This is a genomic window from Brevundimonas sp. DS20 (genome assembly GCF_001310255.1).
GTDB classification, from domain to species: domain Bacteria; phylum Pseudomonadota; class Alphaproteobacteria; order Caulobacterales; family Caulobacteraceae; genus Brevundimonas; species Brevundimonas aurantiaca.
The window spans coordinates 1,865,210-1,889,606 of sequence record NZ_CP012897.1; the positions used below are offsets into that span (position 1 = coordinate 1,865,210).

Below are 24,397 nucleotides of genomic sequence, written 5' to 3' on the forward strand. Positions count from 1 at the left end.
CTAGCTAGGCTTTCCCCCCGCCGTCCGCCATAGCTGAGGTATGAGCGATTTCGACGAACCGAAATGGGCCGCCGGCCTGGCCAAGCCGCCGGCCTGGCGCAGCAAGACCGAGGAGACGGTGTTCGAAAATCCGTGGATGCGGTTGACGCGGCACCGGGTGATCGCCCCGACGGGCCAGCTGGCGGACTATGCGGTGATGCGGCCCAAGAATGTCGCGACCGGGGTGCTGCCGGTGCATGACGACGGCACGGTGGTTCTGGTCGGGCAGCAGAGGTTCGCCTTCGCCAACTATTCCTGGGAGATGCCCGAGGGCGGGGCGTCCCTCGACGAGGATCCGTTCGACGGCGTCCGGCGGGAGCTGGCCGAGGAGGCGGGGCTGGAGGCCGCCCACTGGACGCCGGCCCTGACGATGGAGCTGTCGAACTCTGTCACGACCGAGATGGCGCATACCTGGATCGCCTGGGGCCTGAGGCCTGTGCCGGTGGCGCCGGACCCGACCGAGGTGATCGCCGTCGTGCGCGTGCCGTTCCTGGATCTGCTCGACGAAGTCGGGCGCGGGACGGTGCGGGACAGCCTGACGGTGGCGACGGCGTACAAGGCCTATCATATGGCCTTGAATGGAGCCCTGCCTCCGGCGCTGGCTAAGGCCATGCTGGGGCGGGTATGATGTCGCCGAAGGAGTCCGGCATGCCCAAGCTTGAAGTCGTCGCGGAAACTGACAGCGTGTGGCGCCAGCTGCGCGCCTCCGCCGAGGCCGCCTCGCGCGAGGAGCCCCAGCTGGGTTCGCAGATGAACGCCGTCATCCTGTCGCACGATGATCTGGCCGGCGCCCTCAGCTTCCAGATCGCGCGTAAACTGGCCGATCCGGAAATGAGCGCCATGTCGGTGCGCGAGGTCTGCTTGTCGGCCTTCGCCGCCGATCCGGCCATGGTCGCGGCGGCCGAGGCGGATCTGCGCGCCGTGGCCGAACGCGATCCGGCCATCCGCAATCTGTTGCAGCCCTTCCTCTATTTCAAAGGCTTCCAGGCCTTGCAGGGCTGGCGCGTGGCCCATTGGCTGTGGGGCCAGGGCCGTGAGACCCTGGCCTTCCACTTCCAGAGCCGGATCTCCGAACTGTTCCAGCTGGACATCCATCCGGCCGCGCGGCTGGGCCAGGGGCTGTTCCTGGACCACGGCACCGGCATCGTCATCGGCGAGACGGCGGTGGTCGGCGACGACGTCTCCATGCTGCACAGCGTCACCTTGGGCGGCACGGGGGCCGAGCGCGGCGACCGCCACCCCAAGATCGGCAAGGGCGTCCTGCTGGGCGCCGGCGCCAAGGTGCTGGGCAATATCCATATCGGCGACTACGCCAAGGTGGCCTCGGGCTCGGTGGTGCTGAAGCCTGTGCCGTCCGGCTGCACCGTGGCCGGGGTGCCGGCGCGCCTGGTCAACTGCCCCACCGGCGCCGAACCGGCCCGGACCATGGACCATACGCTGGCTGAGGTGGTGTACGACTTCGTGATCTGAGGGATCGACCTTCCCCCGCCGGCGGGGGAAGTGTCAGGTCGTGGCGCGCAGCGACACGCCTGACGATGGGGGAAGTCTTCCTTTGGGCGAGACTTCCCTCTCCGTCGCTGGATTGGCTTCGCCGATCGACGCGACACCTCTCCCGCAAGCGGGAGAGGGTTGAAAAAGCGCATCTAGCGGTTCCCCTGAAGCCCCGACTTCTCTAGGGTCCGCGGCCAACCCAAGACCATGAGGCCCCCGTGAAAGACACTGACCTGAAGCGCATCGAGGCTCACCTCAAGCGCACCTTCAACACCGGCGGCATCATCGTGAAGGCCCGTCCCAAGCAGAATGACTCGGCCGAAGTCTATGTCGGAGACGAGTTCATCGGCGTCGTCTTCGAGGACGAGGACGAGGAAGGCTCCTTCATGTTCGAGATGGCGATCCTGGCCGAGGACCTGCCGGACTAAGTCTCGCGCGCCGACCGCCCTGCGACATCGTGCGCAGGGCGGTTGTGAGAACGTTCTCAAAAATGGCTTGACGGGTTGCGCCGGCCCGGCCCTAATCGCGCCGAAGGGCGGCGGATCGATCGCTCGGGAGCAGACGCGCTGAGGGGCAAGGATCGGGACGTCGCCGTTCCGTCGCGCCCATCCGCCTGTTTTCCGATCCGTCAGACGCACGTCCTCCTGGTTCATCCCGAGAGGAAATCCAATGCGCGCGACTGTGTCCCTGATGGTGCTGGCCCTGGCCGTGAGCGGGGGCGCGCCGGCCCTGGCGCAGACGGCGACGGTTCCCGAAGCGTCGCGAGCTCATCCCGAGCGCTGGCCCCATGCCGCGACCCCGGCGGCCATCAGCGACGCCCGCACCGAGGCATTCGTCTCCGAACTGATGGCCAGGATGACGCTGGAGGAGAAGGTGGGCCAGCTGATCCAGGCCGACATCTCCTCAATCACCCCCGACGATCTGAAGACCTATCCGCTGGGCTCGATCCTGGCTGGCGGCAGCTCCGGTCCCTGGGGCGACGACAAGGCGCCCCCGCAGAAATGGCTGGACCTGGCCCGCGCCTTCCGCGCCGCCAACGAGAGCCGGGGCGGGACGGTGATCCCGCTGATCTACGGCATCGACGCCGTGCACGGGCACAACAACGTCCCCGGCGCGACCATCTTTCCCCACAACATCGGCCTGGGCGCCGCGCGCGATCCGGACCTGATCCGGCGCATCGGCGAGGCGACGGCCCTGGAGGTGGCGGTGACGGGGGCGGAGTGGACCTTCGGCCCAACCCTGGCCGTGCCGCGCGACGATCGTTGGGGCCGGTCCTATGAGGGCTATGCCGAGGATCCGGAGGTTCAGCGGTCCTACGCCGGGCCGATGACCCTGGGCCTCCAGGGCGAGCTGCAGCCGGGGCGGCCGCTGGCGCCCGGCCATATCGCCGGATCGGCCAAACATTTCCTGGCCGACGGGGGCACCTTCGAGGGCGAGGATCAGGGCGATTTCCGGGGCACGGAGCAGGAGCTGATCGACGTCCACCTGGGCGGATACGTCCAGGCCATCGACGCGGGCGTGCTGTCGATCATGGCCAGTTTCTCGGGCTGGAACGGTTACAAGCACTCAGGCAATCCGACCCTGCTGACCGATGTCCTGCGCGGGCCGCTGGGGTTCAAGGGATTCGTCGTCTCCGACTGGAACGCGCACGGCCAACTGCCGGGCTGCACCAATGAGAGCTGCGCCCTGGCGGTCAACGCGGGCATCGACATGCTGATGGCGCCCGACAGCTGGAAGCCGCTGTACGCCTCGACCCTGGCCCAGGCCCGGTCGGGCGAGATCCCTATGGCGCGGGTGGACGAGGCGGTGCGTCGCATTCTGGTGGCCAAGGTCAAGACCGGCCTGTTCGAACCGGCGCGGCCGATGGAAGGCCGGTTCGAGGAGCTGGCTTCACCCGCGCACCGCGCCCTGGCGCGCGAGGCGGTGCGCAAGTCGCTGGTGCTGTTGAAGAATGACGGCGTCCTGCCGGTTCGGGCCAATGCGCGGGTGCTTGTGGCGGGGACGGCGGCTGACGACATCGGCCAGGCCTCGGGCGGCTGGACCCTGAGCTGGCAGGGGACGGGCAATACGAATGCCGACTTCCCCCAGGGCCAGTCGATCTGGAGCGGGATCGAAGAGGCGGTGAAGGCCGGCGGCGGGACCGCAACCTTGAGCGCGGACGGGTCCTTCACCCAAAAACCGGATGTGGCGATCGTCGTCTTCGGCGAGACCCCCTATGCCGAGTTCCAAGGCGACGTGGACAATCTAGACTATGTCCCGACCGCGCCGCTGGAGACGCTGAAGCGGCTGAAGGCGGCGGGGATTCCGACCGTGTCGGTCTTCCTGTCCGGGCGGCCGATGTGGACCAATCCGGAGATCAACGCCTCGGACGCCTTTGTGGCCGCCTGGCTGCCGGGGACCGAAGGCGGGGGGATCGCCGACGTCCTGGTGGGCCGAGCCGACGGCAAACCGCGCCACGACTTCCACGGCAAACTGTCCTTCAGCTGGCCCAAGGATGCGACGGGAACGCCGCTGAACCACGGCCAGCCCGGCTATGATCCGCAGTTCGCCTATGGCTACGGCCTGACCTACGCCGCGCCGGCGCGAGTCGGAATGCTGTCGGAGGAGAGCGGGGTCTCGGCGCAGGCGACCAATCTGGATCGCTATTTCGTCGACGGCCGGTTCGTCTCGCCCTGGAGCTTGTTGCTGAACGACGCAGGAGGTCAGACCCGACCCGGCACGGCGAAGACGGCGACCAGCCCGCGCGCCGGCGTCGCCTCACGCCCGGTAGACGACCTGGCCCAGGAAAGCGGCCAGCAGTTCGCCTTTGCGGGAACCGGGCCGGCCAGCGTTGAGATCTGGGGCACGGCCGTCGATCTGACGCGCCAAGCCAACGGCGCCGTCGCCCTGGGCTTCCGCTATCGTGTTGACGTCGCGCCGTCCGCTCCGGTGGCGTTCAAACTGGGCGGCGGGGCGGTGGACCTGACCGGCCTGTTGCGCTCTGCCCCCGTCGGCCAGTGGCGCGAAGCCCGCATTCCCCTGACCTGTTTCCGCACCGACGGCGGGGACCTGTCGCGCGTCGAGGTTCCGTTCCACATGGCGACCAGCGGTGCGATGACCGTCTCGGTCTCCGAGATCAAGCTGGATGCCAGCCAGACCGAAACGCGCTGCCCGGCCTAAAGGGCGCGACATGACGGTCCCCTCCGCCTTCACCCCGCGTCGGCGGTGAAGGTCAGGGTGTGGGTGTAGCTGCGGTAGGGGGTGGGGCTGCCTGCCGGGGCGGCGGTGCGGTAGCGGACCTGGGTCATATAGGCGCCGGGCGCCGAGACCCGCAGGGTCAGGACGCCGGAGGCGTCGGTGGCGGTTTCGGTCTCGATCGTCTTGCCGTCGTACTGGCCGGCTTCCCGAAAGACGGTGACAGGCGCGTCGGCCAGGTGCTGGCCGTCGAACAGCAGGCGGAAGGTCGCGTCCTCGCCGGCGACGATCTGGTTCGGCTGGATCAGAGGCTGAAGCTCCAGCCCTTGGCCGGTGGGCTTCAGCGCCGCCTCGTCGGGGACGCCCCGCATAACATAGGCCTCGGCGACGGTGATGCTCTGGACATCGACCAGTTCGGCGCCGGGCGGGGGCGGCGCATCCTCTTCGCCGACCATCTTCCAGCCGGAGGGGGTGTGGTACATCTTGGTCGTGCGGCCGGCGCGTGGGCCGGATGACAGACGATAGAGGCCGTCCACCGGCGTCGGCGCCTCGAACACCGCCAGATCGCGCAGATAGGTGACGGCGCTGATCGGCGTGTCGCCGTTTGGCCCGACTACATGGAAGCCGTCGGACCGCATGGCGACCTCGGCGTTGAACACCTCCTCGGTAAAGGCCGCCTCGACGGTCACATGATCGCGCCGCCCCGCGTCGAACAGATTGGGCCGAAGATAGGGGGAGTGGGCCTGGGCCACGCCCGCGCCCCAGACGGACAGAAGGGAGGCCAAAAGGCCGGCGTGGAGGGGATGTCGGGTCATGGTCGTCCTCATAGGCCGAGGCAGAGTATGCAAGTGAGAACGAATTGCAACAAAGGGTTCGGGATAGGGGCGTCTGGGACCGGACGCCGACGACGGGATGGGCTAGAGTCGCGCCGAATCTGATCTGGAGTTCGATCATGAGTTTTTCCGCCACCGACGCCGCATTCGAGGGGTTTCGCGTGACGCGCCAGAACCCGGCGGCGGTTCTCCTCTGGTCGATGGTCTGGCTGATCGGGCTCATATTGAGCAGTCTGCTCGCGGCGCCCGCAATCATGCCCCATATGGCCGAGTTGCAGGCCGCCAACGGCGATATCAACGCCTTGTCGCCAGAAGCGCTACAAGCCTTCGGCTTGGCCATGGCTGGATTCATGCCGCCGTTGCTGTTGGCCCAGGCCCTCGTCGCGCCGGCCGTCTACCGCGCAGTGCTTGAGCCTGAGAAACGACGGTTCGGCTTCCTGCGACTGGGCAAGACCGAGGCTCGGATGTTGGGGGTTCTGATTATTCTGGTCGTCGTTCAGCTCGTATTGAACGTTGGAGCGGACCTCGCCACTCGGGGCGCCGGCGCGGCGATCGGCCTGGCGGGAGGCGTCATCGTGAATCTCATCGCCTTTGCACTGGGTCTCTGGGTAGCGGCTCGACTCAGCTTGGTCGCGCCTCTCACGGTACTGCGGAGCGGCCTTCCTCTCGTGGAAGGATGGAAGCGCAGCGGACCCATCGTCTGGCCTCTGATCGGCGTGAATGTGCTCGCCGTCGCCATGGCCTTGTTGGTGGGTCTGCTGCTGGCCCTCGTCGCCTGGCCTATGACGGCGGCCATGTCCGGCTCCGGCGCAGGCGCGGGTTTGGCGGCCCTGCTGCTGATGACGCTGATGGCGCTCGGTTTCGCACTGATCACCGTCCTGCTTTGGAGTCCGTTCGCGGCGATCTTGAAGCAGCTGGAGGGCTGACGGAGACGTTTCAGCGTCTGGAGTAAAACCTCAGGCCGAGGCCTTGACCCGCTTCCGCTTCGCCGGCGGGGGCGTCGCCGCCTGCCCCAGGGCCGCGACCCGCGCCTTGCGCCGGGTCTCGTGACGATCCAGCACCTCCTTGAGGTATTTTCCGGTCCAGCTGGCCTTGTTCTCCGCCACCTGTTCCGGTGTGCCGACCGCGACGATCTCGCCGCCGCCCTCGCCGCCTTCCGGCCCGAAGTCGAGCAGATAGTCCGCCACTTTGATGACGTCGAGATTGTGCTCGATCACCACGATGGTGTTGCCAGCCTCGACCAGTTCCTGAAGCACTTCCAGAAGTTTGCGCGTATCTTCGAAATGCAGGCCGGTGGTCGGCTCGTCGAGGATGTAGAGGGTCCGGCCGGTCGCGCGTTTCGACAGTTCCTTGGACAGCTTGACCCGCTGGGCCTCGCCGCCGGACAGGGTGGTCGCGGGCTGGCCGACCTTGACGTAGCCGAGGCCCACCCGCTCCAGCGTCAGCATCTTGTCGCGGATCGGCGGCACGGCCTTGAAGAACTGGGCGGCCTCCTCGACCGTCATGTCCAGGACGTCCGAGATCGACTTGCCCTTGAACACAATCTCCAGCGTCTCGCGGTTGTAGCGCTTGCCCTTGCAGACGTCGCAGGTGACGTAGACGTCGGGCAGGAAGTGCATCTCGATCTTGATGACGCCGTCGCCCTGGCAGGCCTCGCAGCGGCCGCCCTTGACGTTGAAGCTGAACCGGCCGGGGCCGTAGCCGCGCGCCTTGGATTCCGGCAGGCCGGCGTACCAGTCGCGGATGGGGCCGAAGGCACCGGTGTAGGTGGCGGGATTGGAGCGCGGGGTGCGGCCGATCGGCGACTGGTCGATGTCGATGACCTTGTCGAAATGCTCCAGCCCCTCGATGCGGTCGAAGGGGGCGGGGGCGTCCGACGCATTGTTCAGACGGCGCGCGGCGGCCTTATACAGGGTCTCGATGGTGAAGGTGGACTTGCCGCCGCCGGACACGCCGGTGATGCAGGTGAAGACGCCGACGGGGATTTCGCCGGTGACGCTCTTCAGATTGTTGCCGCTGGCGCCGCTGATCTTCAGCATCCGCTTGCGGTCGATGGGGCGGCGGCCGTCGGCGGGGATTTCGATCTCCCGCTCGCCGGTCAGATATTTGCCGGTCAGGGAGTTCGGGTTGGCCATAACCTGTTGCGGCGTGCCCTCGGCGCAGACCGTACCGCCATGCACCCCCGCAGCGGGGCCCATGTCGATGACATAGTCGGCGGTCAGAATGGCTTCCTCGTCGTGCTCGACCACAAGGACCGAATTGCCGAGGTCGCGCAGCCCTTTCAGGCTTTCCAGCAGGCGGGTGTTGTCGCGCTGGTGCAGACCGATGGAGGGTTCGTCCAGCACATAGAGGACGCCGGTCAGGCCCGAACCGATCTGTGACGCCAGACGGATGCGCTGGCTCTCCCCGCCCGACAAGGTGCCCGAGGATCGCGACAGGTTCAGATAGTCCAGGCCGACGTTGTTCAGGAACCGCAGCCGGTCGCAGATCTCCTTCAGGATTCGCCGGGCGATCTCCATCTGCTTCTCTGTCAGGCTCTCCTCCAGGGTCGAGAACCAGAGGTAGGCCTTGGAGATCGACAGCATGGAGATGTCGGCGATGTCCTCGCCGCCGACCTTGACCGCCAGGGCCTCGGGCTTCAGCCGCTTGCCGCCGCAGGCCTCGCAGGGGGTCTCGGACTGGTAGCGGGCCAGTTCCTCGCGCACCCAGGCGCTGTCGGTCTCGCGCCAGCGCCGCTCCAGGTTCGGCAGGACGCCCTCGAACGGCTTAGAGACCTCGTATTTGCGGGCGTTGTCGTCATAGGTGAATTTGATCTTCTCAGCGCCCGTGCCGTGCAGGATCGCCTTATGCGCCTGGGCCGGCAGATCGCGCCAAGCGATGTCCATCGAGAAGCCGTAGTGGCGGCTCAGCGACTGAAGCGTCTGGGTGTAGAGAGGGGAGGGGCCGCGCGCCCACGGCGCCACCGCCCCCTTGTGCAGGCTCTTGTCGCGATCGGGAATCACCAGGTCGGCGTCGAAGGCGAGCTTGACCCCCAGGCCGTCGCACACCGGACAAGCGCCGAAGGGATTGTTGAACGAGAACAGCCGCGGCTCGATCTCAGAGATGGTGAAACCCGAGACCGGGCAGGCGAAGCGTTCGGAGAAGACGAGGGTGCGCGGCGCTGTCTCGCCCTCGGCGACGCTGGCCCATTCCGCCGTAGCGATGCCGTCGGCGAGGCCGAGCGCGGTCTGGAGACTGTCAGCGTAGCGGCCTTCCTGATCCGGTTTGGTGACGATCCGGTCCACGACGATGTCGATGTCGTGCTTGAACTTCTTGTCCAGGGTCGGGGCTTCGTCGATGGGGTAGAATTGGCCGTCGATCTTCAGCCGCTGGAAGCCCTGGCGCTGCCACTCCGCGATTTCCTTCCTGTACTCGCCCTTGCGGCCGCGCACGACCGGGGCCAGCAGCAGGATGCGTTCGCCGTCTGGCAGGGCCGTCAGCTTGTCGACCATCTGGCTGATGGTCTGGCTCTCGATCGGCAGGCCGGTGGCCGGCGAATAGGGCACCCCGACCCGCGCCCACAGCAGGCGCATATAGTCGTGGATCTCCGTGACCGTGCCGACGGTGGATCGCGGGTTCTTGGAGGTGGTCTTCTGTTCGATGGAAATGGCCGGCGACAGGCCCTCGATCAGGTCCACGTCCGGCTTGCCCATCAGCTCAAGGAACTGGCGCGCATAGGCCGACAGGCTTTCGACATAGCGACGCTGGCCCTCGGCGTAGATGGTGTCAAAGGCCAGGGACGACTTGCCCGAGCCCGACAGGCCGGTCATCACCACCAGCTGTTCGCGCGGAATGTCGAGGTCCACGCCCTTGAGATTGTGCTCGCGGGCGCCGCGAACGCGGATGAAGTTGTGCTTTTCGGTCATGCGGTCCGGGAAACGCGGAGAGGAGCCGGAGGGCTCCGGCGCGACATTGCTATATGGGGATGATTTGCCCGATTTAAGCAAGAACAATGTGTGAACATTGCGGCGCTGGGCGCGTCCAGCCCGGTTGACCTACTCCGGCGTCCAGGCCTGTGTCGGGCGCAAGAAACGCTCGCCCTTGGCCAGCATCACTCCGTTTGCGGTCGCGACGCCGAGCTCCAGGCTCTCGGCGATGCGGCGGGCGCGTTCGATGAAATGGGCCGCGGCGACGGGCGGGCAGAGGTCGCGGGCGGTCTCGGCGAACAACTCAAGCCAGCGGTCGAAGTGGCGCGCGTCGATCGGCAGGGGCAGATGTTTCGGCATAGGCCGACCCTGGTAGACGCCAGACGAAAGGGCCACCGACGACCAGAACAGCTTCATCTGCGCCAGATGCGGGCCCCAGTCGGCGATCCGATCCGCGAAGATCGGCCCGATCAGCCGGTCGTCGCGGACGCGGGCGTAGAAGCCCTCGACCAGGGCGTCGATCATCGCCTCGTCGATGCCGGTTTCGTCGCGCAGCCGCTGAACAGCCGCGTCGCGGCGCGCGGCGGCTCCGGCAGGGTCTTCTATGCGGAAGCGGCTCTCCATTCCGACGTCCTAGCGGCTTGGTGGGCGGGGCGCCATCGGACCATCGGTCCACCCCGGAGCCACCCCCTCTTCACGCGGCCGTGTTCATATCAGGGGCTCCCCGGAGTTGCGGATTGCACAAATACGACCCATCCTCCTGTCTCTGACGAGTTTTGAGCAGGAGGCTCGAAGATCATGATCATCGCACTGGCAACCGGTTCCGCCCTGTCCGCCATGCTGCTCGTGATCCTCCATGCCAACCAGCCCAAGCCGAAGCGCGTCCCCGTCCGCGCTCGCGACCCTCGACAAGGTCGCCGCTAGAACGCCTGACGGCGTTACGCTTTTCGACAATCTGAGCCTGACCTTCGGGTCTGAGCGCACCGGCGTTGTCGGTCGCAACGGCGCGGGCAAGAGCACGCTGCTGCGTCTGATCGCCGGCGACCTTTCGCCCAGCGAGGGAAGTGTGACGCGCGCCGCCTCCGTCGGCGTGCTGGATCAACGGTCCGATCCGTCGCCGGACGAGACGACGGGGCAAACCCTGGGCGTCGCGCCCGCTCTGGCGGCGATAGACCGGCTGCTGGCTGGCGAGGGCGACGCCCAGGACATGGCCGACGCCGACTGGACGCTGGAGCCCAGGATCGCCTCGGCCTTGGCCGAGGTCGGGCTGGAGGGCTTGCCGATGGACCGGGCGACGAGGAGCCTCAGCGGCGGAGAACAGACCCGGCTGCGGTTGGCGGGTCTGATCCTCGCGGCGCCGGATCTGATCCTGCTGGACGAACCGACCAATCATCTGGATGTCCAGGCGCGGCGCTGGGTGGCCGAGGTGCTGGGTCGCTGGAAGGGCGGGGCGGTGGTGGTCAGCCATGACCGGGATCTGCTGCGTCGCATGGATCGCATCGTCGAGGTGTCCGGCCTGGGGGTCGCCGTCCACGGCGGGAACTACGACCTCTACGCCGCACGCAAGGCGATTGAGCGCGAAACAGCCGAACGCGACCTGGTCGAGGCTGAACGGACGCTGGCCCGCGTGGCGGCGGACGCCCAGCGTCGCACGGAGATGAAGGCGCGGCGGGACGCGGCCGGACGCCGCAAGGCGGCCAAGGGCGACATGCCCAGGATTCTGATCGACGCCCGGGCCGAGCGGGCCGAAAACAGCGGCGGCGGCGACCGGCTCCTCGCCGTGCGCCAGGCGGCGGAGGCGGAAACCGCCTTGGCCGCCGCGCGCCAAGGGGTGGAGCGGGTGCGAACCCTAACCATCCCCATGCGCGCCACAGGCCTTGCGGCGGGACGGACGGTGGCCACCTTGAGCGGGGCGGTCTGGACGACACAGGACGGGCGGCGGATCGTCGGTCCTGTGGATCTGACCTTGACCGGACCGGAGCGGGTCGCCGTCACCGGCCCGAACGGCGCGGGCAAGACCACCCTGCTGCGGCTCATCACCGGCGATCTTGCACCGACTTCGGGTCAAGTGCAGCGACCTGTTCCCGCAGCCTTGCTGGATCAGGAGGCGGCTTTGCTGCGCCCCCAGGAAACCTTGGTCGAGGCCTGGATGCGGCTGAATCCGGACGGTTCGGTCCAAGAAGCCCAGGCGGCCCTGGCACGCTTCCTGTTTCGAAATACGGCCGCGCATCGGCGGGTCGGCGACCTGTCCGGCGGTGAACGGCTGCGGGCCGCCCTGGCCTGCGTCATGACGGGAACGCGCCCGCCGCAGCTTCTGGTGCTGGATGAGCCGACCAACCACCTGGACCTCGATTCGGTGGCGGCGGTGGAGGCGGCGTTGAGCGCCTATGACGGCGCCCTTGTTGTCGTCAGCCACGATGCGGACTTCCTGGCGGCGGTCGGGATAGATCGGACGATCAGCCTAGCCCGCCCGTCTGCCTGAGGCCCTCCCAAAGGGCGATGCCCGCCGTGACCGACAGATTCAGCGACCGGGCCTCGGGTCTGAGCGGAATCACCACGCGCGCGTCCGCGGCGGCGTGCACATAGTCCGGGGCGCCGGCGGTCTCCTTGCCGAACAGGAGCGTGTCGGTGGGTTCGAAGACGAAGTCGGGCAGGGGCGTCGCCCCCTTGGTGGTGAAGAGCACCAGCCGTCCGGCGGGTCGCTCGCGCTGGAAGGCGTCCCAATCCGCATGGCGGGTCATGTGCGATAGGGGGCCGTAATCCAGGGCCGCGCGCTTCATGGCGCGGTCGTCAAAACGGAAGCCTGTGGGCTCAATGACGTGCAGGGCGACGCCGAAACAGGCCGACAGCCGGATACAGGCGCCGACGTTCTGAGGAATGTCCGGTTGAAAAAGGGCGAGACGCATTCTAAGCCCTAGGTATACGCGACCTGGGGGTTTGTCGCGGTCTGTTTGCGAGCGTTTCGCAAGAAACGTCAGCAGCTTGCGGCGAACGCCGCAAATACAGGCCGAGGGGACCACAGGGCAGCGCTTTTAGGGTTCGTGCCGTAGCAGAGGAGCGCCAACACAGGCGGTCCCGGCGGTCTTCGAGAGGTGAAACGTGGCCGAAACGGGTGTGATTCCGGAAGGCGAGGGCGATCCGAATCGCCGCGACTTCATCCATATCGCGGCGGGCGCCGCTGCGGTGGGCGCCGGGGCGATGATCGCCTGGCCTCTGATCAATCAGATGAACCCTGCGGCCGACACCCTGGCCCTGGCCTCGATCGAGTTCGACCTGACCAAGGTTCAGGAGGGCCAGCAGGTCGTGATCAAATGGCAGGGCAAGCCGGTCTTCGTGCGCTATCGCACCCCGGCCGAGCTGCAGAAGGTCATTACCGAGGGCGCCGTCGGCAGCCCGCCCCAGACGGATGCGGAACGCACCAAGTCCGGGCATGAGAAATATCTGGTCGTGGTCGGCTCCTGCACCCATCTGGGCTGCGTCCCGACCTTCGGCGCCGGCGATTACGGCGGCTGGTTCTGCCCGTGCCACGGCTCGCACTACGATGCGTCCGGTCGGATCAGAAAGGGGCCGGCGCCCCTGAACCTGGTCGTGCCCGACTACGAATACACGTCCGACACCCGCGTTAAGATCGGTTGAGGGCGAAGGGGGAGGAAATGAGCGAACACGAATCCACCTACGTCCCGAAGACGGGCGTCGAAAAATGGCTGGACACCCGGCTGCCCATCATCCGCTTCGGCGCCGACTATATGTCGCTGCCGACGCCCAGGAACCTGAACTACTGGTGGACCTTCGGCGGCATCCTGGCCCTGTGCCTGATGACGCAGATCGTCACCGGCATCGTTCTGGCCATGCACTATACGCCGAACGTCGACCTGGCCTTCGCCTCGGTCGAGCGGATCATGCGTGACGTCAACGGCGGCTGGCTGATCCGCTATGTCCACGCCAACGGCGCCTCGATGTTCTTCATCGCCGTCTATCTGCACATGCTGCGGGGGCTGTACTACGGCTCCTACAAGGCGCCGCGCGAGATGATCTGGATCATCGGCTGCGTGATCTTCTTCCTGATGATCGCCACCGCCTTCCTGGGCTATGTCCTGCCCTGGGGTCAGATGTCCTTCTGGGGCGCAGAGGTCATCACCAATCTGATCGGCGCCGTGCCCCTCGTCGGCGAACCGATCCTGATCTGGCTGCGCGGCGGCCCGGCGATCGACAATGCGACGCTGAACCGCTTCTTCTCCCTGCACTATCTGCTGCCCTTCGCCATCCTGGGCTGCGTGGTCCTGCACCTTTGGGCCCTGCATTCGGCCGGTCAGAACAATCCGGTGGGCATCCTCATTCCGAAGGATCGCGCCAAGAAGGACACTCTGCCCTTCCACCCCTATTTCACGGTCAAGGACGGCTTTGCGATCATCCTGTTCCTGATCCTGTTCGCCGTCTTCGTCTTCTATCAGCCGAACGCCCTGGGCCACGCCGACAACTACATCCCGGCCAATCCGCTGCAGACGCCCGCCCACATCGTGCCCGAATGGTACATGCTGCCCTTCTACGCCATCCTGCGCGCGGTGCCGGACAAGTTCGGCGGGGTGGTCGCCATGTTCAGCGCCATCGGCGTCCTGTTCGTCCTGCCCTGGCTGGATACGTCCAAGGTGCGGTCGATGCGCTATCGCCCGACCATGCGGACCTTCTTCTTCATCTTCCTGGTGGTCGGCGTCGGCCTGGGCTGGTGCGGCGGTCAGCTGCCGGACGCCCCGGTCATTCCGGGCATGGCCAGCTTCGTCCTGTTCGACGGAGAGGTGAACTCCTACCTGTGGCTGACGCGGCTGTTCACCCTCTACTATTTCGTCTTCTTCCTGGTGATCCTGCCCTTCGTGGGGCTGAAGGAGACGCCGCTGCCGATCCCCGCGACGATCTCGGAACCGGTCCTGACGGGGGGCGACGCCGTCCCGGCCGCCGCGCCCGCCTCGCCCGAGAAGAAGGGCTGAGCGTCATGAGCTTTGGAAAAATGAGCGTGTCGATGTCCAGACTGGTCGCTTCGGCGGTCGCCGCCCTCGGCCTGATGACGGCGGCGCCCGCCCTGGCGGAGGGCGGGGCGGCCCACCCCCGCTCCGGCGGCTTCAGCTTCGACGGCCCCTTCGGCGTCTATGACCAGGGCCAGCTGCAGCGCGGCTACAAGGTCTATCACGAGGTCTGCGCCGCCTGTCACAGCATGAACCTGATGCACTACCGGAACCTGGGCGATCGCCACGGGCCGTTCTGGAATCCGAAATATCCGAATCCGAACGACAATCCGGTGGTGAAGGCCCTGGCCAAGGAGATCCAGGTTCCCGACATCGATAGCGAGACGGGCGAGCCGATCCAGCGCGACGCCACCCCAGCCGACAAGTTCCGCGCCCCCTATCCCAACGCCACCGCTGCTGCGGCCGGCAACGGGGGGGCGGCGCCGCCGGACCTGTCGGTCATGGCCAAGGCGCGTCACGGCGGCGCCGACTACATCTACTCCCTGCTGTCGGGCTATCGCACCCCGCCCGCGGGCCTGCAGATCCGTCCGGGTCAGCACTACAACCCCTATATGCAGGGCGACCTGACCCCCTTCTGGACCGGCGACCCGGACCATGTGCCCGAGGGCGGCTTCATCGCCATGCCGCCGCCGCTCCAGAACGGCCAGGTCACCTATGACGACGGCTCGCCCCAGACGGTGGATCAGTACGCCAAGGACGTCGCGGCCTTCATCGCCTGGACGTCCGAGCCGAAGATGGTCGAGCGCAAACAGGCCGGTTTCGGCGTGATCATCTTCCTGCTGATCTTTGCGGGCCTGACCTACGCCAGCTATCGCCGCATCTGGAAGGGCGTGGCCCACTAGGCGCGCCCGAACGAAAACCGAAACTCAGCCCGCCGAAGCCCACTTCGGCGGGCATTGTTTTGCGACATCCTGGCCGCTGACACGGAATCGACATGATGGCTTTCCCCGCCTAGGGTTCGGCCTTCTTCTGCGGCTGTGGGGCCCTCTGTTCATGCGTATCCCTTCTTCCTTCGTCGCCGTGCTGATGGCCGGCGCCGCGCTCTCCGCCTGCGCTGCGCCGGCGGCTCTCGAGGGCTCAGGGCCGGTCGCGGCCTTCGACGCCGCACGTATCGCCGAGGACATCCGTGTCCTGTCCGATGACAGTTTCGAGGGGCGCGGCATCGCCACCCCGGCCGAGCAGAAGGTGATCGACTATCTGAGTCGCCAATACGCCGCCGCCGGCTTCCAGCCGGGCGGTCCGAACGGTCAATGGACCCAGGACGTGATCCTGAACCGCTTCACCCAGTCCAACGTCCAGGCGGCGCTGAAGCTGGGCGACTGGACCCTGCCGATGACCCAGGGGCGCGAGGTCGCTCTCTCCACCCGCCGCCCAGCCGAGCACGTCAGCCTGAAGGACGCCCCCCTGGTCTTCGTCGGCTATGGGATCACCGCGCCCGAGCGGAACTGGGACGACTTCAAGGGCCAGGATCTTCGGGGGAAGGTGCTGGTCGTCCTGGTCAATGACGCCGATTTCGAAGAACCGGCCCTGAACACCTTCGGCGGCAAGGCCATGACCTACTACGGCCGCTGGACCTATAAATACGAGGAGGCGGCGCGTCAGGGCGCGGCCGGGGTGCTGATCGTCCATGAGACGGCGCCGGCGTCCTATGGCTGGCAGACGGTCGCCAACTCCTGGGGCGTGCCCCAGTTCGACATCCTGCGCCAGAATGCGGCGGCCGAGCGGGTTCCGGTCGAGGGCTGGATTCAGCGCGACGTCGCCGTCGATCTGTTCCGCCGCGCCGGTCTGGATTTCGAGACGCTGAAGGCCCAGGCTCGCCGCCGCGACTTCCAGCCCGTGCCCCTGACCGGCGCCGGCTTCTCGACCGAGTTCGATGTGGCGACCAGTCAGGTCACCACCCATAACGCCATCGCCCGCCTGCCGGGAACCACCCATCCGGACGAGACGGTCCTCTACACCGCCCACTGGGACCACATCGGCATGGGCGAGCCGGACGAGACGGGCGACCGCATCTTCAACGGCGCCGTGGACAACGCCTCGGGCACGGCGGGCCTGTTGGAGCTGGCGCGGATGTACGGTCGGGCTCCTCGGACCGAACGGTCGATCGTGATGATCAGCTTCACCGCCGAGGAGAGCGGCCTGCTGGGCGCCGAATACTACGCTTCCAACCCCGTCTATCCCCTGGCCAGGACGGTGGGGGGCTTCAACATGGATTCGATGAACGTCTATGGCCGTGTCACCGGCCTGGGCGTGACCGGCTACGGCCAGTCGGACTTCGACGAGCGTCTGGCCGCCGCGATTGAGCCCCAGGGCCGCACCCTGATGCCGGATTACGAGAACTCCGCCGGCACCTACTACCGGTCCGACCACTTCCCCCTGGCCAAGCGCGGCGTGCCGATGGCCTATGCCGGCAGCCGGGGCGACTTCCGCGACGAGCCGGTCGCCGAACGCCAGGCGGCGCGCAGCGAATACGGCGCCAAACGCTATCACCAGGCCGCCGACGAATGGTCTGCGGACTGGGACTACAGCGGCATGATCGAGGATCTGACCGTCTTCTATGACGTCGGCCGCGCCCTGGCGAACAGTCGCGACTGGCCCGAGTGGAAGTCGGGCTCCGAATTCGGTCCCGTCCGCGCCGTCACCGCCGCCGAACGCCGCTAAGCCCGCTGCGCCTCCCGCTTTTTCTTATTTGAGACCCTTCATGATCCTGCGTCGTTCTTCCTTCATCGCCGCTGCGGCCCTGCTCCTGGCCGCCTGCGCCACGGCGCCCGTGGCGCCGCCTGTCGTTACGCCGGCGACTGACGCCTTCGCCGTGGCCTCGGCCGCCACGCCCCAGTTCAGCGCCCAGCGCCTGTCCGACCACATCAAATATCTGGCCGACGATCGGCTGGAGGGGCGTTTCCCCGGCCTGGTCGGCGAGCGGCTGACGCTGGAGTATCTGCAGGCCCAGTATGAGGCCATGGGTCTGGAGCCGGGCGGGCGCGACGGCTCCTGGCTCCAGCCGGTCGATCTGGTGCGGTTCACGCCCGAACGGCCCCCCGTCGCGACCTGGACCGGAGCCGACGGCGTCAGCCATGATCTGACGTCGGGCGCGGACATCACCCTGCGGGCCGGCCCGGCCGATCCGGTGGTCAAGGTCTCCGACGCCCCCCTGGTCTTCGCCGGCTACGGCATTGTGGCGCCCGAGCGGGGCTGGGACGACTATGGCTCGACAGACCTCACCGGGAAGGTCGTGGTCATTCTGCGCGGTCAACCAGAGTCCATGGGCGCCGACCCCAACTTCTACGGCTCGGGCGAACACAAGACCCAGGAGGCGCTGAAGCGCGGGGCCGTCGGCGTCATCAGCCTACAGGACGTCGAGGGCCGTTGGCGCCGCGCCGTCGGCGGCGCGAACCGGCCGGTGATGACGGTCAAGGGCGCGCGCGACGCCCGTTTCACCGGTTCGATCAATATGGCGACCGGAGCGGCCATCGGCGGCGACGTCCTGGCCCAGGCCTTGGCGCGTGCCAAGACGGCTGGCCTGGGCGGCGGCGTCGATCTGGGCGCCCGGCTCAGCGTGGACATCGCCGAAAAGACCGAGGTCATCCACTCCAACAATCTGCTGGCCAAGATCACCGGCACGACCCGGCCCGATGAATATGTCTTCTACTCCGCCCACTGGGACCACGTCGGCAAGGCGCGGGAGAAGAACGAGGCGGGGGACGACGTCTTCAACGGCGCCTGGGACAACGCCTCCGGCACGGCCGGCCTGATCGAAATGGCCCGCGCCTTCAAGAACGGCCCGGCGCCGGAGCGGACCGTGGTCTTCCTGCACGTCACGGCCGAGGAACAGGGGCTGCTGGGCTCTGAAGCCTATGCCGCCGACCCGGTCTATCCGCTGGCCAAGACGGCGGCCGACATCAATATCGACATGCTGCCCTTCACCCCGGCGACGCGCGACGTGGCGGTCTTCGGCGTCGGCAAGTCGGAGCTGGAGGATATTCTGGGACGGTTCGCCGCCGTCCAGGGGCGCACCGTCACTGGCGACGGTTATCCGGAAGAGGGCTTCTACTACCGTTCCGACCACTTCAACTTCGCCGCAGGCGGGGTGCCGGCTCTGATGCCGTGGAGCGGCCGTGATTTCGTGGAGGGCGGAATCGAAGCGGGCAAACCCTATTACGAGGCCCAGATGGCTCGCTACTATCACAAGCTGACGGACGAATGGCGGGCGGACTACGACTTCACCGCCGCACTTCAGAACCTGGATCTATTGTACCGGCTGGGTCTGACGGTGGCCGACAGCACCACCTGGCCGGCCTGGAAGCCGACAGCCGAGTTCAACGCCATCCGCGACGCCTCGGCCGCCGAACGGCGCTGAGGCCGTCGGCGGCGGGCGATCCGGACCTCAACGGGCGGCGGCGGGCTGGCTTGATGTGGCCTGGGCAATCAACTCGCGAGCCCGGGCGACGGCCTCGGCCTCAGCGACTTCGCCGTCGGCCAGCGACTGGGCCAGATCCATCAGCGGCGCTCCAGTGACCGCGCCGGTCTCGGCCTCCTGCTGCAGATGGACTCCGTTTCCGGCGACGATGGCTGCATCCCAGGCGTCGCGCACGGCGGCCCAGAAGCCTTGGGTCTTGGCCCAATAGTCGTCCCCCGGCTTGGGGGAATAGCTGTCGTTCCGGTCGTAGGTGTTGATCACATCTTCCTGGACCACGGCGATCGGCGCACCGTCCGGCTGGCCGGCCATCTTCATGTTGTCTTGAATATGCACCCAGCCGGCGGGTGTCAGGATGTGCCGATTGGTCCCCAGATAGCGGTCGTAGATCGGATGCCGCACCGCGTCCCGCCGCGCCAGCGGCCGCCAGGTCGGGTCGGACGTCCAGGCCGTCAGCCCATTGTCATAGGTCCAGCGGCCGACTCCGCCGTAACGAGGTGAATCGTCAGTCTGCCACACGGTCTGAGACCAAGCGCCCTGGCGCTGGGCTTCCGGGACGGGGGTCAGCACCCATCGGTTCGGCCCGGCGTAGGTCAGGACCGTCTGCGGCTGATAGGTCCAGTCCTGGCGCCAGTGTTTGATCACCATGGTCTGACCGTCGTGCTCCATCACCAATATGTGCTGTAGGCTGATCCGATCGCCCTTGTCGTAGACGACACGCACGATCTCGCTGCCGCCGGACAGCTTCTCCTCCAGCGGATCATAGTCGGCGCGGAAGCTGACGTTCTCGCGCATGTCGAAATGGACGCGGTATTGGCCCGCCTGGGCCAGAATGGCTTGGCGGTCCCGCTCGAAGGCGTCGGTCGCCGCGGCGACGGGCGGCTGAGCGGCGGTCGCCAGCGCCTGGGAGGCGGGGGCGACGGCTAACAGGGCGGCGGCGATCAGAATGGCGCGCATGGGGCGTGTCCTTGAAGTACGTGCGGTCATGGCGGTTACAGGCGCAAGGTCAGGGAAAGGCCGAAGTTGCGGCCAGGCTGGGTGTAGGCGTCCTTGACGGTCGATGCGGCGGACAGGCCCCGCACGTCGCTCCACCAGCCGTAGGTCTCGTCAAAGACGTTGAAGGCGCCCGCGCGCAGGGTGGCGCGTTCGGTCACGTTCCAATAGGCGGTCAGGTCTAGCAGGGTGAAGCTGTCGCCCAGATAGCAGGCCGCGCCGCAAGACAGATTGTATGTGGCCCTATCCTTATTGCCGGACCAGGTAACGGTGGCCGATCCGCCCCAAACGCCAGAAGGCGCCGCGTAGTGAACGCCGGCCACCACCTTGACCGGATCGATGCTGCTGAGTTCGGTGCGGCGGCCGTCGGTCGTCTGCTCTCCTTCGGCATAGGCGGCCGACCCGATCAGGCTGAAGCCGTTGTCCCAATAGAGGTTCGCACGGGCTTCCAAGCCGCGAATGTCCACCTCGGTCAGGTTGACGTATTGATAGACAAGAGGATCAACGCCCGGTACGCCCGTGCCGCTGACCGCCACCTGGTCGATGAAGTCGTCATAATGTGTGGCGAAGGCCGTGGTGTTCAGACGCATCACGCCCCCGGCCACGTCGATGCCGCGCAGTCGGAAGCCGGCCTCGAAGCTTTCGCTGGTTTCCGGCGACAGGTTCGGATTGGGGATCGAGCGATAGCCGAAGACCGGGTTCTCGAAATAGTTGTTCACCTGCATCGGCGACGGCGCACGGAAGCCCAGGCCGTAGCTGGCGAAGACGCCCAGATGCGCGCCGGTCCAATAGACGACGCCCAGCTTGGGCGAGATATGGTCGTCGCTCTGTCCCGAGGCTGCGGCGGGGAACTCGGCGTCCACCTTGGGCGACAGGTCGTACCAGTCGTAGCGCACGGCGGGGATGATGCTGAGGGCGCCCCCAAGCGCCTCGATCTCGTCCTGGACGAACAGGCCAGCCAACTGGAAATCGGTCGTCGGGAAGGCGCGGACAGGGAAGGTCTCGCCGACCGGCGGCGTGATCCCGTCGCGCAGACCCTCCTGGGTCGTCTTGGACCAGTCGCCGCCGAAGGTGACGCGGTGCCGGACCGCGCTCGTCTCGCCGAACACCCGCGCCCCTTGGGCGGCCAGGCCATAGACCCTGTTGTCGAAGGTGACGTCCCGCGCCCGGTCCACGGCCGGCGTGCGATCCTCAAAGGTGTACTGCCGCGTCTCGGCGTCCTGCCAGTAAAGGCCGATCGAGCCGTCGCTCAGGCCGGCGAAATCATTGAAGCGCCAATCACCGCTTATGCGGTCGCGCCGGGTCTCGTCATGGGCGGTGACGGACAGGACGGTCGCGGACCGGCTGCTCAGGGCGTCGCCGGTCATGTCGGAATCCAGATGGTCGTAGGTCAGACGCAGCACATGGTTCGGCGCGGCCTGCCACACCAGCTTGCCCAGATAGGCGTTGGAGGCGAAGTCCTGGGGGTTGGGCTCGGTGCGGGCGGCGCCGACCCCGCCGGTTTGGCCCTTATTCTCCGTCTCCTGATGGTCGCGGCGGGTGTAGGCGATCAGCCCTGACAAGGCGCCCGATCGGCCGGCGAAGGCCAGTCCCTCGGTCCAGCCCTCGTCGGCCGAGCCGTAGCCGACTCGCGCCCGTGCGCCGAAGGCCTGACCGGCGGTCAGAAAATCGACCGGATCCTTGGTCTTGAACGCCACCGCACCCGCCACGCCGTCCGAGCCGTAAAGGGCCGAAGCCGGGCCGCGCAGGATCTCCACCGACTTGGTCAGGTCCAGGTCGTTATAGCCGCCGCGCCCTACCGCCTGGGCCCCGAAGCTGAAGCCCGCCGGCAGACGAACGCCGTCGTTGATGATCAGCACCCGGTCGCCGCCCATGCCCCGGATGGTGAAGCCCGAATCGCCGTCGCGGCCCGCGCCGGACAGGGCCAGGCTGAAGCGGGCGGGGGAGGTGGGCACGCTGACCCCTGGCTCATACCGGATCAGATCCTTGATGTCGGTCGCCAGCATGGCTTCGATCTCGGCGTCAGTGATGACGCTGATCGTGCCGGGCGTCCGCGACGCCTGCCGCTCCGACCGCGTGCCGATCACGACGATCGGATCAACCTGGGTCGCTGCGACCACGGGCGTTTCGGCCCGCGCGGAGGCGGTGGAAAGGGCGGTGGCGGCCGCGGTGACGGCGACGGTGCAGAGGAGAAGGTGATTGCGCATAATAGCCCCGGCTGATGAAGGCGGCTTCATTAATGCGAACGATTATCAGAATCAACCGCATTTGTCGCGCGGGTTTGAACCGGCGTTGGGTCTCGACGTTGCGGTGTCATGAGACTCGCCTTGTTTCCGCTGCTCGCCCTGGGTTCCATGCTGGGCGCTTGCGGCGAGAATGACGTCAATCCTCCCGACCAGCCCGCCGCGCCGCTCAGGACCGCCGAAGCCATGCAGGCGGTTGAACCGCCCGGCCCCTCGTCCCTGGTGTCGCGGGGGCCGCGCAGCTTCGTCGGGGTCTGGGCCGGCGACCTCGCCTGGTGCGCCCGCCCGCAGGGCGACCGATGGCCCCTGACCATCACCCCTCAACGGTTCGAGGGGTATGAGAACCGTTGCGACATCGCCCATATTGACGAGACGCCCCACGGCTATGTGGCGACGTTAAACTGCACGGCGGAGGGGCAGGTCGCGACCGAGCGCGTCCACATGGCGGCGGCCGGCGACGTCATGAACCTGACCTATATTGACCGGGACATGACCACGGTGAAGCTGCTGCGCTGTCCCGGCTCGCCACGGGCGCCCGACCCCGCCAATCCGCTGGAGAAGATGCTGAAGCCCGACAAGGACCAGGACCAGGCGGCAGCGCGGCAGTCCCCCTGATCTGACGCCTCAGTTGAACAGGAAGTTCATCACGTCGCCGTCCTTGACGACGTAAGACTTGCCTTCCGCGCGCAGCTTGCCGGCTTCGCGCGCCTTGGCCTCGCCGCGCAGGGCGACGAAGTCTTCGAAGGCGATGGTCTCGGCGCGGATGAAGCCTTTTTCGAAGTCGGTGTGGATGACCCCGGCCGCCTGGGGCGCGGTGTCGCCGACATTGATGGTCCAGGCGCGGGCCTCTTTGGGACCGACCGTGAAATAGGTCTGCAGGCCCAGCAGCTTGTAGGCCTCGCGGATCAGCCGGTTCAGGCCGGGTTCCTCCAGACCCAGGGTCTCCAGGAACTCTTTCTGCTCGGCGTCGTCCAGCACGGCGATCTCGGATTCGATCTGGGCCGAGATGACGACCGAGTTGGCGTTGTCCTGGGCGGCGCGGGCGGCGACCTTGGCCGACAGCTCATTGCCCTGGTCGGCCGAACCCTCTTCGACATTGGCGACATAGAGGGCGGGCAGGGCGGTCAGCAGCTGCAGCATGTGCCAGGCCTTCATATCCTCCTTGGATACCTCGGCGGTGCGGGCGGGCTTGCCGGCGTTCAGCTGGGCCAGGGCCAAATCGACCAGTTTCAGCGTAAGCGCCGAATCCTTGTCGCCGGTCTTGGCCCGCTTCTCCAGCTGGGGCCGGCGGCGCTCCAGGCTTTCCATATCGGCCAGCATCAGCTCGGTCTCGATGATGTCCAGATCGGCGATCGGATCGATGCGGTTTTCGACGTGGGTGATGTCGTCGTCGACGAAGCAGCGGGCGACGAAGGCCACGGCGTCGCAGTCGCGGATATTGGCCAGGAACTGGTTGCCCAGACCTTCACCCTTGGAGGCGCCGCGCACCAGGCCCGCGACGTCCACGAAGGTGATACGGGCAGGGATGATGTCCTTGGAGCCTGCGATCTCGGCCAGGGCGTTCAGGCGCGGCTCGGGCACGGCCACGTCGCCGGTGTTCGGCTCGATGGTGCAGAACGGATAGTTGGCCGCCTGGGCCGCCGCCGTCTTAGTCAGGGCGTTGAACAGGGTGGACTTGCCGACATTGGGCAGGCCGACGATCGCGACTTTCAGGGCCATGGGATTCCTCGTGAGGCGCGAGCCTTTAGCCGGTTCGAACCGGTTTGTCAGGCTCGCGCTTCAAAAGGCCTCAGTGGGCGGCGTGATCCATCCCCGCCATGGTCGGTTGGCGCACCGCCGCCTGAACCGTCACCTCGGGCGCCGAGGCGAACGTCAGGGTGATGGGCACGGTCTCGCCTGCGACCAGGGGGGCGGTCAGGCCGATCAGCATCAGATGATTGGCGCCGGGCGCCAGCTCGACCGCCTGACCGGCCGCCAACGGCAGGCCCTCGGTCAGTTGGGCCATCTTCATCATGCCGTTCTCGGTCTTCATCTCATGGACCTGAAGCTCGGCCGCGCGCGGGGTGGAGCCGCCGGTCAGCCGGTCGTCGGTCGCGGCGGTCAGGGTGACGTAGCAGCCCCCGGCCTTGGCTCCGTTGGGCGAAGGGCGGCACCAGGCGTCGGCGGCGGTCACGGCGGCGGCCGTCGCCTCAGCGGCAGGGGCCGGCTTGTCCGCAGGCGGGTTGCAGGCCGTCAGTGCAAGGGCGGCGACGGCGAGGGACAGATGGGTCTTCATGGCGTCGGTTCT

General features: G+C 67.2%; 20 protein-coding genes. 12 read left to right on the top strand and 8 right to left on the bottom strand.

Translation table 11 applies throughout. The features are described 5' to 3' along the window. The first annotated feature begins 40 nt into the window (after positions 1-40). From JL11_RS09010 to JL11_RS09025, 4 genes are all read left to right on the top strand, one after another. On the top strand, positions 41-667 hold the full coding sequence (locus JL11_RS09010; RefSeq protein ID WP_054765375.1) for an NUDIX domain-containing protein: 627 nt from the start codon (positions 41-43) through the stop codon (positions 665-667). 20 nt (positions 668-687) lie between these two features. Beyond that, on the top strand, positions 688-1,509 hold the full coding sequence (cysE, locus tag JL11_RS09015; RefSeq protein ID WP_054766901.1) for a serine O-acetyltransferase: 822 nt from the start codon (positions 688-690) through the stop codon (positions 1,507-1,509). Positions 1,510-1,748: 239 nt separating this feature from the next. Beyond that, positions 1,749-1,958 (top strand): DUF3126 family protein, encoded by a 210-nt coding sequence (locus JL11_RS09020; RefSeq protein WP_054765376.1) that lies wholly within the window; start codon positions 1,749-1,751, stop codon positions 1,956-1,958. Between the two features lie 241 nt (positions 1,959-2,199). Next, complete coding sequence (locus JL11_RS09025; RefSeq protein ID WP_054765377.1) at positions 2,200-4,689, top strand: glycoside hydrolase family 3 protein; 2,490 nt, start codon at positions 2,200-2,202, stop codon at positions 4,687-4,689. A 29-nt stretch (positions 4,690-4,718) separates the two neighbouring features. Here JL11_RS09025 and JL11_RS09030 read toward each other — a convergent pair whose 3' ends face one another. Further along, entirely contained in the window at positions 4,719-5,519 is an 801-nt protein-coding gene (locus JL11_RS09030; protein ID WP_054765378.1) for a DUF4198 domain-containing protein, read from the bottom strand. A 137-nt stretch (positions 5,520-5,656) separates the two neighbouring features. Between JL11_RS09030 and JL11_RS09035 the strand changes: the two genes are divergently transcribed. Then, on the top strand, positions 5,657-6,463 hold the full coding sequence (locus tag JL11_RS09035; RefSeq protein ID WP_054765379.1) for a hypothetical protein: 807 nt from the start codon (positions 5,657-5,659) through the stop codon (positions 6,461-6,463). 30 nt (positions 6,464-6,493) lie between these two features. On the opposite strand, the gene uvrA is transcribed toward JL11_RS09035, so the two are convergent. Together uvrA and JL11_RS09045 are read right to left on the bottom strand one after the other, a co-directional pair. Beyond that, the gene (gene uvrA / locus JL11_RS09040) at positions 6,494-9,442 is read right to left on the bottom strand and encodes an excinuclease ABC subunit UvrA (RefSeq protein WP_082382663.1); all 2,949 of its coding nucleotides are present in this window, start codon (positions 9,440-9,442) and stop codon (positions 6,494-6,496) included. Between the two features lie 129 nt (positions 9,443-9,571). Continuing rightward, positions 9,572-10,066 (bottom strand): group III truncated hemoglobin, encoded by a 495-nt coding sequence (locus JL11_RS09045; RefSeq protein WP_054765380.1) that lies wholly within the window; start codon positions 10,064-10,066, stop codon positions 9,572-9,574. A 232-nt stretch (positions 10,067-10,298) separates the two neighbouring features. Between JL11_RS09045 and JL11_RS09050 the strand changes: the two genes are divergently transcribed. After that, positions 10,299-11,924 (top strand): ABC-F family ATP-binding cassette domain-containing protein, encoded by a 1,626-nt coding sequence (locus JL11_RS09050; RefSeq protein WP_054765381.1) that lies wholly within the window; start codon positions 10,299-10,301, stop codon positions 11,922-11,924. Here the strand turns inward: JL11_RS09050 and JL11_RS09055 are convergent. Next, a complete protein-coding gene (locus tag JL11_RS09055) occupies positions 11,899-12,348 on the bottom strand; it encodes a tRNA (cytidine(34)-2'-O)-methyltransferase (protein ID WP_054765382.1) in 450 nt (149 codons plus the stop codon). The two genes, JL11_RS09050 and JL11_RS09055, sit on opposite strands and share 26 nt — an antisense overlap. A 193-nt stretch (positions 12,349-12,541) precedes the next feature. Here JL11_RS09055 and petA point away from each other — a divergent pair, with 193 nt between their 5' ends. The 5 genes from petA to JL11_RS09080 all read left to right on the top strand — a co-directional run bounded on the left by petA (position 12,542) and on the right by JL11_RS09080 (position 18,817). Then, positions 12,542-13,078, top strand: coding sequence for a ubiquinol-cytochrome c reductase iron-sulfur subunit (gene petA / locus JL11_RS09060; protein ID WP_054765383.1), 537 nt, complete (start codon positions 12,542-12,544; stop codon positions 13,076-13,078). Positions 13,079-13,095: 17 nt separating this feature from the next. Further along, complete coding sequence (locus tag JL11_RS09065) at positions 13,096-14,424, top strand: cytochrome b (protein WP_054765384.1); 1,329 nt, start codon at positions 13,096-13,098, stop codon at positions 14,422-14,424. A gap of 32 nt (positions 14,425-14,456) precedes the next feature. Further along, entirely contained in the window at positions 14,457-15,302 is an 846-nt protein-coding gene (locus JL11_RS09070) for a cytochrome c1 (protein WP_054766902.1), read from the top strand. A 151-nt stretch (positions 15,303-15,453) separates the two neighbouring features. Beyond that, entirely contained in the window at positions 15,454-17,121 is a 1,668-nt protein-coding gene (locus tag JL11_RS09075) for a M28 family metallopeptidase (RefSeq protein WP_054765385.1), read from the top strand. A 40-nt stretch (positions 17,122-17,161) separates the two neighbouring features. Next, the gene (locus tag JL11_RS09080) at positions 17,162-18,817 is read left to right on the top strand and encodes a M28 family peptidase (protein WP_054765386.1); all 1,656 of its coding nucleotides are present in this window, start codon (positions 17,162-17,164) and stop codon (positions 18,815-18,817) included. 27 nt (positions 18,818-18,844) lie between these two features. On the opposite strand, the gene JL11_RS09085 is transcribed toward JL11_RS09080, so the two are convergent. Next, a complete protein-coding gene (locus tag JL11_RS09085; RefSeq protein WP_054765387.1) occupies positions 18,845-19,831 on the bottom strand; it encodes a DUF6607 family protein in 987 nt (328 codons plus the stop codon). 35 nt (positions 19,832-19,866) lie between these two features. Beyond that, positions 19,867-22,074, bottom strand: a complete 2,208-nt coding sequence (locus tag JL11_RS09090; RefSeq protein WP_054765388.1) for a TonB-dependent hemoglobin/transferrin/lactoferrin family receptor — start codon at positions 22,072-22,074, stop codon at positions 19,867-19,869. Positions 22,075-22,182: 108 nt separating this feature from the next. On the opposite strand from JL11_RS09090, the gene JL11_RS09095 reads away from it, so the two are divergent. Continuing rightward, positions 22,183-22,725 (top strand): hypothetical protein, encoded by a 543-nt coding sequence (locus tag JL11_RS09095; protein ID WP_156314184.1) that lies wholly within the window; start codon positions 22,183-22,185, stop codon positions 22,723-22,725. Positions 22,726-22,734: 9 nt separating this feature from the next. On the opposite strand, the gene ychF is transcribed toward JL11_RS09095, so the two are convergent. Both ychF and JL11_RS09105 read right to left on the bottom strand, forming a co-directional pair. Further along, positions 22,735-23,829: a redox-regulated ATPase YchF gene (gene ychF / locus JL11_RS09100; RefSeq protein WP_054765390.1), complete on the bottom strand. Its 1,095-nt coding sequence runs from the start codon at positions 23,827-23,829 to the stop codon at positions 22,735-22,737. A gap of 70 nt (positions 23,830-23,899) precedes the next feature. After that, on the bottom strand, positions 23,900-24,385 hold the full coding sequence (locus JL11_RS09105) for a copper chaperone PCu(A)C (RefSeq protein WP_054765391.1): 486 nt from the start codon (positions 24,383-24,385) through the stop codon (positions 23,900-23,902). Positions 24,386-24,397: the final 12 nt, after the last annotated feature.